The organism is Streptomyces sp. NPDC050617 (assembly GCF_040654795.1).
GTDB lineage: Bacteria > Actinomycetota > Actinomycetes > Streptomycetales > Streptomycetaceae > Streptomyces.
Window position 1 is genome coordinate 77312 of sequence record NZ_JBFAIS010000005.1, and the last position, 12800, is coordinate 90111.

Below are 12800 nucleotides of genomic sequence, written 5' to 3' on the forward strand. Positions count from 1 at the left end.
AGGGGGACTCCTAGCTCACTTCGCCTGACACCTAGCAGGTGGCGGGGCTTACAAGATCAGCACTAGCCGGGGTGAGACCAGCCCGGACGAGCATCACGCGGGCGGAGTTCTTGTCCCTGGAGGACACCGTTCCGCACGCAGTGCACGTATACGTTCTCTCGGAAAGAGGTAGGCGGTGCTTGGCTCTCGCTCCGCAGTGCGCACAGTCCATCGTGGTGTGCTGGGGGTTGACCAGGTGCACGGTACGGCCGTGCTTGCGGCCCATCTCGATCAGGGCCGCTTTGGTGGCGCCGATAGCGGCATCGGCGGCCTTGCGCGCCATGGTCGACTTCGCCAGGAACTTCGGGCGGAAGTCCTCGACCGCCAGGGCGTCATAGCCGCGGACAACCTTCTTGGCCCACTTGCGACCGGTGTCCTGGCGCTGCCGGGCCACCTAGGTACCGAGCGCACCCGGCATCCCCTGTCTCCGCTTCCGTCGCCATACGCATCAACCTACCCGGGAGGTACGACAGTTGAGTCGGACTGATCTTTGCAGTGTCCCTCACCTGAGTGGACGGTGGACGCCGAATCGCCCTGCCGGCGATTCGGCCCTCTCTGTCCTGCTCCGCAGGCGTCCGATTCCTCCCCGGCCTGAAGGCCGGGGCATCCTCGGAGGAATCCTGTGATCTCCCGGGAACGGCTGGCGATATCCGGGCTGTTCGCCGTGCACGGCGCGGTGACGGGCAGCCTGGCGTCCCGGATACCGGCGCTCGCCGGGGGCCTGCACATCTCGCCGGGGCCGCTGGGGCTGGCCCTGCTGATGCAGGCGGTGGGCGGGCTGCTGACGATGCCCTTCGCGGGGCGGCTGGTGTACCGGCTCGGCGGCCGGCGCGGCGCGCGGCTGCTGGTCATGGCCTGGTGCGCGGCCCTGGCGCTGCCGGCCGCCGCGCCCGGACTCGCCGCGCTGAGCGTGGCGTTCCTGCTCTTCGGCATGGCCGCGGGCGTCTCCGATGTGGCGATCAACGCGCAGGGGGCGCGGGTCGAGGAGCGGCTCGGCAAGTCGATCATGTCGAGTCTGCACGGGCTGTGGAGCCTGGGCAGCTTCCTCGGCGCGGGCATCGGCGCGGTGATGGCCGGCGTCCAGCTGGACTACCGGACGCACCTGCTGGTCACCGCCGCCGTGCTGGCGCTGCTCGCGCCGGTGCTGGGCGGCGGGCTGCCGGCCGACGGCGCCGGGGAGAGCGCGGTGAAGGCGCCCGCGCCGCCGCGGTTCTCGCTGCCCACGGGCGTGGTGCTGCTGCTGGGGCTGCTGGCCTTCTGCTCCGCCTTCGCCGAGGGCTCGGCCGTCAACTGGTCGGCCATCTACCTGGACAAGGTCACCGGCGCGAGCGACGCGGTGGCCGCCGCCGGGTACACGATGTTCGCCTGCACCATGTCGGTGATGCGGCTGAGCGGGGACCTGGTCGTGGGCAGGTTCGGCCCCGTCCGCACGGTCCGGGTCGGCGGCACCGTCTCCGCGTGCGGCGGAGCGCTGATCGTCTTCGCCGACAGCCCCGTCCTGGCCTATCCGGGCTTCGCGATGCTGGGCCTGGGCATCGCCGTCGTCGTGCCGCTCGCGTTCTCGGCGGCCAGCAGGACCGGGCAGAACCCCGGCCAGGCCATCGCGGGCGTGGCCACGGTGTCGTACGGATCGAGCCTGGCGGCCCCCGCGATCGTCGGCGGCATCGCCGACGCCGTGAACCTCCAGGCGGCCTTCGTGCTCATCACCCTCCTCGTCGCGTGCATCGCGGTGGGCGCGGGGCTGATGCGCACCGCGGCGGTGGGCCGCGCGGAGCAGCCGGCCGGCGACCTGGGCGCGGACCTGGACGTACAGGCCGCGGAGAAGGCGTAGCGGGCGGACCGCGGCCGTCCCTCACGCGTGGTCCGTGATCCACCCCGCGATGCGGCCCAGCAGCTCGGTGCTCGCCGCGTTCTCCGCGTGGCCGAAGCCCGGTTCGATCCACAGGTCCGTGGTGGCCGGGTCCGCCGCCGCGGCCAGCATCCGGGGGTGGTCCAGGGGGAAGTACGGGTCCAGGTCGCCGTGGACGATCAGCAGCGGCGTCGGGGCGATCATCGGGGCCGCGGCGACGGGGGAGAGGGGCACGGGGTTCCAGTCCTCGGGGTGGATCCGGGTGCGCAGGCCGTACCGTGACACGAGGCGGCCCGCGGGGCGCGTCACCACCCAGTGCAGGCGCCGCATCGGCGCGGTGCCGCGGTAGAACCAGCGGGCCGGGGCGCTCACGGACACCGCCATGTCGGTCCGCGCATCCGTGCGCCCCTCGCGCTCCGGTTCGTACAGAGCGGCGTGGCGCAGGACCACGGATCCGCCCATCGAGAAGCCGACGGTCGCCACGCGCCGGTACCCCAGCCCCCGCGCCCAGCGGACCGCCGCCGCGAGGTCCAGGACTTCCCGGTCGCCGACCGTGGAGCGTCCGCCCGAGCCGCCGTGGCCCCGGAACGAGAACGTGATCACGGATGCCACCTGTGCGAACGCCGCCGCGGCGCGCCGCAGCGCGGGCCGCTCCAGCGCGCCCGTGAAGCCGTGCGCGATCACCACGGCCAGCTCCTTCGCCGGGCCCCCTCCGGGCTCGTACGCGGCCTGGATCCGGACTCCGTCGGTTGTCAACAGCGCGACGTGCCGAACACTCGAAGTGATCGATGGAACACAAGACTGTGCAAAATCGCTCGGGGCCTCCGAAGTCATGTGGGCTATTCTGCTGGGCAGGAGGATCCGGGCAACGTAGCCCCCGGGTCCTTTTGTGCTTTCGACCACGCGAAGCGTGGATGAACGCACGGGACCGCACCACCGTAAAGAGCAGTGCCGCATACTCCCCCGGCCGAGGCCGGCAGGTACCCCCTCGCAGGGACCTAGGAGGAACCGACGTAATGGGCAAACGAAGCGTGCAGGACCGTCCGGACACCAGGGCAGGTGGCAGCCGGTGAGCTCGCTACTGCTCCTGACCAACGCACTTCAGCCGTCGACGGAGGTGCTCCCCGCGCTGGGCCTGCTGCTGCACAGCGTCCGGGTCGCCCCCGCCGAGGGACCGGCCCTCGTGGACACCCCCGGCGCCGACGCCATACTGATCGACGGCCGCCGCGACCTCCCGCATGTGCGCAGCCTCTGCCAGCTGCTGCGCTCCACCGGGCCGGGCTGTCCCCTGATCCTCGTGGTGACGGAGGGCGGGCTCGCCGCCGTCACCGCCGACTGGGGCGTCGACGACGTCCTCCTCGACACCGCGGGACCGGCCGAGGTCGAGGCCCGGCTGCGGCTCGCGACGGGCCGCCGGCAGATCACCGGCGACGACAGCCCGATGGAGATCCGCAACGGCGACCTGTCGGTCGACGAGGCGACGTACAGCGCGAAGCTCAAGGGCCGGGTCCTGGACCTGACCTTCAAGGAGTTCGAGCTGCTCAAGTACCTCGCGCAGCATCCGGGCCGGGTCTTCACCCGCGCCCAGCTCCTCCAGGAGGTCTGGGGCTACGACTACTTCGGCGGCACCCGGACGGTGGACGTGCACGTACGGCGGCTGCGGGCGAAGCTCGGCCCCGAGTACGAGTCCCTGATCGGGACCGTGCGCAACGTCGGCTACCGCTTCGTCGTGCCGGAGAAGGTCGAGCGGGCCGCCGCCGAGGAGGCCGCCAAGGCGAAGGCCGAGGCCGACGGCCGGGCGGCGCGGGCGCGTACGGACGCGGAGCCGCGCGGCGAGCGCGCCGAGCGGCCGGGGCGTCCCGAGCCGGTGAGCCAGGCCAAGCGGTGATACGGGCCGGGGCGTGAGCCGGGCCGGGGCATGACCGGGCGGGCGCGGCCGTGCGGGATACGGCCGGGCGGGGCCGCGGGGGCGGGCCCGTACCCCGGTCGCCGGGCGGCGGGTTCAGCCATTTAGCCGCGTAGACTGCCGCGCGTGGCCAAGGTGACGCGGGACGATGTGGCACGGCTGGCGGGGACTTCCACCGCGGTCGTCAGCTATGTCATCAACAACGGACCAAGGCCGGTCGCCCCGGCCACTCGGGAGCGGGTACTCGCGGCGATCAAGGAACTCGGCTACCGGCCGGACCGCGTCGCGCAGGCGATGGCCTCGCGCCGCACCGACCTCATAGGGCTGATCGTGCCGGACGCCCGCCAGCCGTTCTTCGCCGAGATGGCGCACGCCGTCGAGCAGGCCGCGGCCGAGCGCGGGAAGATGGTGCTGGTCGGCAACTCCGACTACCTCGACGAGCGCGAAGTGCACTACCTGCGCGCGTTCCTGGGGATGCGGGTGTCCGGGCTGATCCTCATCAGCCAGGGCCCGAGCGAGCACGCCGCGGCGGAGATCGACGCCTGGGAGGCGCGGGTGGTGCTGATGCACCGCCGCCCGGACGCCATCGACGACGTCGCCGTCGTCACCGACGACGTCGGCGGCGCGCAGCTCGCCACCCGGCACCTGCTGGAGCACGGCCACCCGTACGTGGCGTGCCTCGGCGGCACCGAGAAGACCCCGACGATCGGCGACCCGGTGACCGACCACGTCGAGGGGTGGCGGCGGGCCATGCGCGAGGCCGGCCAGTCGCTGGAGGGCCGGCTCTTCCAGGCCCCGTACAACCGCTACGACGCCTACACCGTCGCGCTGGAGCTGCTCGCCGGGCCCGACCGGCCGCCCGCCATCGTGTGCGCGACCGACGACCAGGCCATCGGGGTGCTGCGGGCCGCCCGCGAGCTGCGCATCGACGTGCCGGGGGAGCTGGCCGTGGCGGGGTTCGACGACGTGAAGGAGGCGGCGCTCACGGACCCGCCGCTGACGACGGTCTCCTCGGACCGCACGGCCATGGCGCGGGCGGCCGTGGACCTGGTGCTGGACGAGGGGCTGCGGGTGGTCGGCTCGCGGCGGGAGCGGCTCAAGCAGTTCCCGTCGGCGCTGGTGGTGCGCCGCTCCTGCGGCTGCGACGGCTGACCGGAACCCCGCGCTCGGCGCCGCCCCTGGTTCCCGATCTTTATTTCGGGCATACCTCCTTCTGTCGGGCTTCTCAGCAAGCCCTCAGAGAGTTCTCATGATCCGAGAGCAAAGTCATACCCATGACCGAAAGCCACCGCCCCAGCGGTTCCCAGGACCCCTACCAGCAGCAGCCTTCCGGTTACCCCGACCCGCCGGCCCACGCGCCGGAGCAGCCCGAGCAGCCCCCGCACCACGGGCAGACCCCGCCCCCGTACGGGGCCTCCCCGCAGTACGGGCAGCACGGGCAGCCGATCACCACGGCGACCGGTGTGACCGTGTGGCCCGGCGGCAGCGGCGGCAGCGGTGAAGGCGGCGGCCATGGGGACTCCGGCGGCGCCGCGTTCCACGGCGACGGCTCTCCGGCCGCGGGCGCCGTGCCTGCCCCCGTCAGGCACGGCGCCCGCAAGAAGACCGTCGGCCTGCTGGCCGCCGTGGCGCTGGCCGCCGCGGTGATCGGCGGCGGCACGGCCGCGCTCGTCGCCGGGGCTGCGAACGGCTCCTCGTCCTCCAGCGTCTCCGCGCCCGTGTCGAACGCGGCCACCAAGAGCAGCGGCGTCGCCGCCGTCGCCAAGGCCGTCTCCCCGAGCATCGTGGAGGTCCAGGCCACCACCGCCTCCGGGCAGTCCACCGGCTCCGGCGTGGTCGTCACGAAGAGCGGCGAGATCGTCACCAACAACCACGTCGTCTCCGGCGCGGACACCGTGAAGGTCAAGACCAGCGACGGGTCCACCCGAACGGCCGATGTGGTCGGCACCGATCCGGACAAGGACCTCGCGCTCATCAAGGTGCGCGATGCCAAGGACCTCAAGCCCGCCGCGCTCGGCGACTCCAGCAAGGTGCAGGTCGGCGACGACGTCGTCGCCATCGGCTCGCCGGAGGGGCTCACCGGCACGGTCACCAGCGGCATCGTCTCCGCCCTCAACCGCGACGTCACCGTCGCCAAGGAACCGGGCAAGGGGCAGGAGCAGGAGCAGCAGGGGCCCGGCGGCCGGGGGAGCGAGCGCCCGTGGCCGTTCGAGTTCGGCGGCGAGCAGTACAACGGCGACACCGGCTCCTCCAAGACGACCTACAAGGCCATCCAGACCGACGCCTCGCTCAACCCCGGCAACTCCGGCGGCGCGCTCATCAACATGAACGGCCAGGTCATCGGCATCAACTCGGCCATGTACCCGACCGGTTCGAGCGGCAGCGAGTCCGGCTCCGCGGGCCTCGGCTTCTCGATACCCATCAACACCGTCAAGGCGGACCTCGCCAAGCTGCGCAGCGGCGGCAGCAGCTGACACCGACTTCGCGGACCACGTGCGACGCTTGCGAACGTCCAGTGAGCCCGTCCCGTCCCACCGTGAGGTAACCCGATGACCCCCGCCGAACACGGCGACCAGCCCGCCCGCATCCTGATCGTCGACGACGAGCCGGCCGTCCGCGAAGCGCTCCGCCGCAGCCTCGCCTTCGAGGGGTACGGCACCGAGCTCGCCGTGGACGGCCTCGACGCCGTCGAGAAGGTCGCCGGCTACGACCCCGAGCTGATCGTCCTCGACGTCCTCATGCCCCGCATGGACGGGCTGACCGCCGCCCGGCGGCTGCGCGCCAACAAGGTCACCGTGCCGATCCTGATGCTGACCGCCCGCGACACCGTCGGCGACCGCGTCACCGGCCTCGACGCCGGCGCCGACGACTACCTGGTCAAACCCTTCGAGCTGGACGAACTGCTGGCCCGCATCCGCGCGCTGCTGCGCCGCAGCTCGTACGCCGCCGAGGCCGGCGCCGGACACGGCGACGAGGACGTGCTCTCCTTCGGCGACCTGCGCATGAACCCCGCCACCCGCGAAGTGGTGCGCGGCTCGCGGCAGGTGGAGCTGACCCGCACGGAGTTCACCCTGCTGGAGATGTTCCTCGCCCACCCCCGCCAGGTCCTCACCCGCGAGCAGATCCTCAAGGCCGTCTGGGGCTTCGACTTCGAGCCGTCCTCCAACTCCCTCGACGTCTATGTGATGTACCTGCGCCGCAAGACGGAAGCGGGCGGCGAGCCGCGGCTCGTGCACACGGTGCGCGGCGTGGGGTACGTGCTCCGGTCCGACGGCGGCGCCGAATGAGCTCACCGGTGGCGCGCCGGTTCAACCGGCTGCCATTGCGCTCCCGGCTGGCCATCCTGACGGCGGCGGCCGTGGCGGTCGCGGTGGCGGCCTCCGCGTTCGCCTGCTGGTTCTTGACCCGCAGCCAGCTGCTCGATGAGCTGGACAGCTCGTTGCAGAACACCACCGTCGCGGGCGGCTATATCCAGGACACCGCGATCAACTGTGGCTCCGGAAAGTCCACGAGCAATGACAAAGCGCCCCCGACGGTGGCCCCTATGCAGGTGGTCCAGCCTGACGGAACCCGCTGCGTCGGGCGGTGGTCCCAGGCCGTGAAGGTGACGACGTCGGATATCGCGGTCGCGCAGGGGCTGGAGCGGAGCGCACTGCACGACGGCACCACCGACAAGGGCGAGTCCGTCCGGGTGCTGACGCGGAACTTCGTCGTCGACGACCGCCAGTTCACCGTCTCCATCGCCCGGCCGCTCAGCGAGATCGACGGGGCGCTCAGCCGGCTGGTCCTGCTCCTCGTCGCCGTCGCCGGGGTCGGCGTCGTCGGCGCGGCGACCGCCGGGCTGTGGATCGCGCGCTCCGGGCTGCGCCCCGTGGACCAGCTGACCGGCGCCGTCGAGCACATCGCCCGCACCGAGGACCTGGCCGTACGCATCCCCGTCGAGGGCGAGGACGAGATCGCCCGGCTCTCCCGCTCCTTCAACTCGATGACCGCCGCGCTCGCCTCCTCGCGCGACCGGCAGCAGCAGCTGATCGCCGACGCGGGGCACGAACTGCGCACCCCGCTCACCTCGCTGCGCACCAACGTCGACCTGCTCGCCCGCAGCGAGGACACCGGCCGGGCGATCCCGGCCGAGGACCGCAAGGAGCTGCTGGCCAGCGTGAAGGCGCAGATGACGGAGTTGTCCGACCTGATCGGCGACCTCCAGGAGCTGTCCCGCCCGGATGCCGCGCCGGGCAGCGGGCCGATGCAGATCGTCGCGTTGCACGAGAGCGCGGAACGCGCGGTGCGGCGGGCCCGGCTGCGCGGCACCGGGCTGACGATCAACGCCGAACTGGAGCCCTGGTACGTACGGGCCGAACCCGCCGCGCTGGAACGGGCGCTGGTCAACGTGCTGGACAACGCGGTGAAGTTCAGCCCGGCGGGCGGCGTCGTGGACGTCGCGCTGCACAAGGGCGAGCTGACCGTACGGGACCGGGGGCCGGGCATCCCCGCCGACGACCTCCCGCACGTCTTCGAGCGGTTCTGGCGCTCGCCGTCCGCCCGCAGCCTGCCCGGCAGCGGGCTGGGCCTGTCGATCGTGGCCCGTACGGTCCAGCAGGCGGGCGGCGAGGTGGCGCTGCGGGCTGCGGAGGGCGGCGGGACGGTGGCGTCGCTGCGCATTCCGGGGGCGCCCACGGAGCCGCCCGCCCTGTAGCGGGCGGGGCCGCGCGGCTACTTCTTCGCGTCGCCGAACGGCAGGTCCGAGCCCACCAGGTCCGCGCGGATGCCGTCCCGCTCGACCTTGACGTTCCGCAGGTGCAGGTCCTTCGCCTCCTTGGGGAGCTCGAAGGCGAGGGACAGCCGGTCCGAGAGCTCGGGCGGTTTGAGGCTCATCACCCCGGAGATCAGCTTCGGGTCGATGCCGACCTTCTCCAGCAGCCAGGGGTGGTCCACGACCACGTCCACCAGGTTGACCTTCATCAGCTTGTCGGCGAAGCGCGGGGCCCCGGTCAGCTTGTGGAGCCGGTCCTCGTCGTGCAGCGCCGCCTTGACCGTGCCGCGCGGCACGCCGAGCCGGTCGACGACGGCGGGCACCGACAGCATCGCCTTCGCGCGCGCCGCGTCCCGGCTGATCCGGTCGGCCAGCTCGCGGTGGAGACGGAGCCCCTCGTGCTTGCCGGGCCGGTACGCGGCCACGCCGGGGATGTCGAGGAGCATGCCGTCGACGTCGGTGGAGACGCCGCGGTCGCCCTCGCGGCGGATGTGCGCCCGCGCCTCGACGCGCAGTTCCTGCCCGGCGACGTCCAGCCTGCCGTCGGCGCGGATGGAGTTGTCGCCGCGGTCGCTGAATCTCACCTGGGAGGCGCCGAGTTCGCGGTTCATGTCCTCGAAGGTCAGCAGCACGTCGCCGTCCATGCTGCCGATGACCGCGCCGCGTACGGACGTCGGCAGGTCGCCGGTGATCCGTACGTCCTTGGCGGCCGCCCGTACCTTCGCGAGCGACACGCGGTCGGCGGCGACGTCCGGGATCGTGACGTCCACTTCCTCCAGGCGCTTGTCGAGGACCTGCGTGAGGAACGGGAAGCCCTTGATGTCCACTTCGGGCGCGGTCGCCAGGTGCATGTCCTGCTGGAGCTTGTGCTGGGCCTGCTTCTCCGCGTACATCACGGCGCAGCGGTCGGCGAGCAGCGCGAAGGCGGTGAGGAAGACGGCGGTGACCAGCAGCTTCACGGTGATGGGGATGGCGGCGAAGCGTCTGCGGGCGTGGCCGCCGCGCCGGTGTACGGGCGGCGACCAGTCGTCGTCGGGGTCTTCGTCGTTCTCGTACCGCAGGCCGAGGCGGAGCGGGTCGTCCTCGGGCCCGGCGAGCGCGCCGAGTTCGTCGTACGGGTTGGGGTACGGGCGGGGGGACGGCTCGTCGGGCGGGGTGTGGGGAGTGTGCTCGACGGGGCCATGGGGAGGGTTGGGCATGCGTGTGGGGGAGCGCATCGGGCCATCCCAACACGCCAAGTCCCCCCGAACGCAAGTCCTACCGGGGGTACGTGCCGAATGTGACGGGTCTGTCGGCCGCTGCGGCACGTCGTCGGCCGCGGGGAGCCGGCGGTGTGCCGCGCGGCCCTTCCGCGGCTCTCAGCTCCCCAGGATCTCCGCTTCCTTCTCCGGGGACAGCCCGATCGGAGGGAGGTCCGAGCGCTGCGGCGCCGGGCCGGGGAGGGACTGGAGCCAGGTCCAGGTGTCGGCGACCGTCTCCGCGACCGGGCGGCACCGCAGCCCGGTGGCGACGGCCTTGGCGCAGCCTCCGGCGTGGATCGTCTCGTGCAGTTCGCCCGGCGGCAGCCAGACCGGCAGTTCGGTCCAGGGCGTGACGCCCGCGGCGAGGATCTTCTCCGGGTCGGTCCAGCGCAGTTCGGCCGCGCCGCCGGTGACGCGGGCGCAGGCGTCGAGGAGTTCGCCCATCGTGGCGTGGCCCTGGGGGCTGACCAGGTTGTACGGGCCGCCGAGCCCCTGCTCGATCGCGCCCAGGGTCCACGCGGCGAGGTCGCGGGGGTCGATGAACTGGATGCCCGAGCCGTGTGGGCCGGGGGCCAGGACCGGGCCGCCGCGGGCCATGCGGTTCAGCCACCACGGCAGTCGGCCGACGTTCTCCCAGGGGCCGAGGATCAGCCCGGCCCGTACCAGCAGCGCCCGGTCGCCGAAGGCGGCGACGGCGGCCAGTTCGCCGCCGCGCTTGGCCTCCGGGTACTCGACGTCGCCGTCGTCGGGCGAGCCGCCCACCAGCTCGCCGCTCTCGTCGAGCCCCGGCGCGCAGGGGTGCCGGTACACGGACCGGCTGGAGACGTAGGCGTAGCGCGCGGCGCGGCCGGACAGCAGCCGGGCCGCGTCCCGTACGGCCGAGGGCGCGCCCGCCCAGGTGTCGACGACGGCGTCCCACTCGCCCTCGGCGAGTCCGGCCAGGCCGTCCTCGGCGGTTCGGTCGCCGAGGACGGCGGTGACGCCCGGCGGCGGGGCGTGGCGGCCGCGGTGGAACACGGTCACCTCCCAGCCCCGCTTCAGCGCCTCCTCGGTGACGGCGCGGCCCACGAATTCCGTTCCACCCAGTATCAGCAGCTTCATGGCGGCGACTCTGCCCGACGGCGGCGAGGTACGGAAGCAGCGCACGCTCTCAGCGGAATCGCGGGTGAAACCGGGTCACTTGATGATCGTGATGCGGTCCGCGGGCGGCGGGGCCAGCGGCGCCGACGGGGTGGAGTGCGCCTTGAGGTACGCCACGAAGAGGTCGAGGTCGGACGCGCCGACGAGCTTGTTCCTGCCCTCCTTGAAGGCGGGGAAGCCGTCGCCGCCGCCGGTGAGGAACTCGTTCATCGCCACCCGGTAGGTCTTCGCCGGATCGATCGCCGCGCCGTTCAGCTTGATGGAGCTCGTCACGACGCGGTCCGCGCCCGACTTGGTGAGGTCGAGGGTGTAGGTGAGGCCCTTCGAGACCTGGAGGATGCGGGGCTGCGCCGCGTTGGCCCCGCTGACCTGCTGCTGGAGGGCGGCGACGACCTGCGCCCCGGTGAGGTCCACGGTCGTCATCATGTTGGTGAAGGGCTGGACCGTGAACGCCTCGCCGTAGGTGACGACGCCGTCGCCCTCGCCGCCCGACGCCTTGTGGGCGAGGTCGGAGCGGATGCCGCCGGTGTTCATGAAGGCGAGCTGCGCGCCGCCCTTGCCGTCCGGGGCGAGCCCTTCGAGCTGGGCGTCGGCGATGACGTCGCCGAGCGGTTTCTCGTACGCGGCCGAGCCCCGCCCGTCGATGTCCGCGGAGATGTAGCCGACGGGCTTGTTCGCGACGGGCGCGGCCACCTTGTTCCAGCGGTCCAGGAGCGAGGTCAGGTCCGGGGCCTTCGGCTGGGTGCGGTCCACGACGTGGTTCGCGGCCTTCGGCCCGCGGACGCTCGTACGGACGATGTCGCCGCCGCGGCGGTCGTAGGTGAGCGTCGTCTCCGTGTAGAGCCGGCCGAAGGAGGCGGCGGAGGTCACGGTGCGCGGGGCGCCGGAGGGGTCCGGGATGGTGCAGGCGTACGCCTGGTGGGTGTGGCCGGTGACGAGCGCGTCGACGCGGGGTGTGACGTGCTTGGCGATGTCGACGATGGGCCCGGAGATCCCGTCGCCGGGGCCGGGGCTGTCGCAGTCGTAGTTGTACGAGGTCGAGGCGGGCAGGCCGCCCTCGTGGATGAGGGCGACGATCGACTTCACGCCCTGGCGGTTCAGCTCCTTGGCGTACTTGTTGATCGTCTCGACCTCGTCGTGGAACCGGAGGCCCTTGACGCCCTCCGCCGTGACGACGTCCGGCGTGCCCTCCAGCGTGACGCCGATGAAGCCGATCTTCACGCCCTTGTGCTTCCAGACGGTGTACGGCTTGAGGATGGGGCGGCCGGTCTTCTCGTCGGTGACGTTGGCGGCGAGATACGGGAAGTCGGCGCCCTTGAAGGTCCTGCCCTTCTCGAAGCAGCCGTCCTTGGGGTGGCAGCCGCCGCGCTGCATGCGCGTCAGCTCGGCCCGGCCCTCGTCGAATTCGTGGTTGCCGACGGAGGTCACGTCGAGGCCGAGCCGGTTCATCGCCTCGATCGTCGGCTCGTCGTGGAAGAGCCCGGACAGCATCGGGCTCGCCCCGATCATGTCGCCCGCGGCGGCGGTCACGGAGTACGGGTGCCCCTCGCGGGCCGTGCGCAGCGAGTTCGCGAGGTATTCCACGCCGCCCGCGGGCACCGCCTTCGTGGTCCCGTCGGGCTGCCGCTCGGTGACGGCGCCGGAGGAGCCCTGCGGGGGTTCGAGGTTGCCGTGCAGGTCGTTGAAGGAGAGCAGCTGCACGTCGACGGTGTGCTGCGGCCGGTGGCGGGCGGCGGTGGCGCTGTCGGCGCCGGCCGGGGCGGCGGCGGAGAGCACCCCGGCGGCGGTGGCGAGCGCGGCAGCGGCGGCCGCCAGTCTTCGTACGGGACGTCCGCGGTGCGGTATGGCGGCCATGGGCTCCCCCTCGTGGGC

The 12800-nt window shown here is 72.6% G+C and carries 10 protein-coding genes and 1 pseudogene; 6 read left to right on the top strand and 5 right to left on the bottom strand.

What is annotated here, in order from left to right; genetic code table 11:
* Positions 1-31: 31 nt before the first annotated feature.
* Positions 32-433 (bottom strand): annotated as a pseudogene (locus tag AB0I49_RS08905) (transposase); the annotation flags it as partial.
* A gap of 228 nt (positions 434-661) precedes the next feature.
* Between AB0I49_RS08905 and AB0I49_RS08910 the strand changes: the two are divergent.
* On the top strand, positions 662-1870 hold the full coding sequence (locus AB0I49_RS08910; protein ID WP_363226150.1) for an MFS transporter: 1209 nt from the start codon (positions 662-664) through the stop codon (positions 1868-1870).
* Between the two features lie 21 nt (positions 1871-1891).
* On the opposite strand, the gene AB0I49_RS08915 is transcribed toward AB0I49_RS08910, so the two are convergent.
* Positions 1892-2722 carry an alpha/beta fold hydrolase gene (locus AB0I49_RS08915; protein WP_363226151.1) on the bottom strand — a complete coding sequence of 277 codons (831 nt, stop codon included), beginning with the start codon at positions 2720-2722 and terminating at the stop codon, positions 1892-1894.
* 235 nt (positions 2723-2957) lie between these two features.
* On the opposite strand from AB0I49_RS08915, the gene AB0I49_RS08920 reads away from it, so the two are divergent.
* From AB0I49_RS08920 to AB0I49_RS08940, 5 genes are all read left to right on the top strand, one after another.
* A complete protein-coding gene (locus AB0I49_RS08920) occupies positions 2958-3776 on the top strand; it encodes a response regulator transcription factor (RefSeq protein ID WP_363226152.1) in 819 nt (272 codons plus the stop codon).
* 144 nt (positions 3777-3920) lie between these two features.
* Positions 3921-4946, top strand: coding sequence for a LacI family DNA-binding transcriptional regulator (locus AB0I49_RS08925; protein WP_363226153.1), 1026 nt, complete (start codon positions 3921-3923; stop codon positions 4944-4946).
* A gap of 122 nt (positions 4947-5068) precedes the next feature.
* Positions 5069-6268, top strand: a complete 1200-nt coding sequence (locus tag AB0I49_RS08930; RefSeq protein WP_363226154.1) for a trypsin-like peptidase domain-containing protein — start codon at positions 5069-5071, stop codon at positions 6266-6268.
* Between the two features lie 75 nt (positions 6269-6343).
* Positions 6344-7081 (top strand): response regulator transcription factor, encoded by a 738-nt coding sequence (locus AB0I49_RS08935; protein ID WP_363226155.1) that lies wholly within the window; start codon positions 6344-6346, stop codon positions 7079-7081.
* A complete protein-coding gene (locus tag AB0I49_RS08940) occupies positions 7078-8490 on the top strand; it encodes a HAMP domain-containing sensor histidine kinase (RefSeq protein ID WP_363226156.1) in 1413 nt (470 codons plus the stop codon). Before AB0I49_RS08935 ends, AB0I49_RS08940 begins: the two co-directional genes overlap by 4 nt.
* A 17-nt stretch (positions 8491-8507) precedes the next feature.
* On the opposite strand, the gene AB0I49_RS08945 is transcribed toward AB0I49_RS08940, so the two are convergent.
* The 3 genes from AB0I49_RS08945 to AB0I49_RS08955 all read right to left on the bottom strand — a co-directional run bounded on the left by AB0I49_RS08945 (position 8508) and on the right by AB0I49_RS08955 (position 12782).
* Positions 8508-9746, bottom strand: coding sequence for a DUF2993 domain-containing protein (locus AB0I49_RS08945; RefSeq protein ID WP_363226157.1), 1239 nt, complete (start codon positions 9744-9746; stop codon positions 8508-8510).
* Between the two features lie 159 nt (positions 9747-9905).
* Complete coding sequence (locus tag AB0I49_RS08950) at positions 9906-10889, bottom strand: NAD-dependent epimerase/dehydratase family protein (protein WP_363226158.1); 984 nt, start codon at positions 10887-10889, stop codon at positions 9906-9908.
* Positions 10890-10964: 75 nt separating this feature from the next.
* Entirely contained in the window at positions 10965-12782 is a 1818-nt protein-coding gene (locus AB0I49_RS08955; protein ID WP_363226159.1) for a bifunctional metallophosphatase/5'-nucleotidase, read from the bottom strand.
* Positions 12783-12800: the final 18 nt, after the last annotated feature.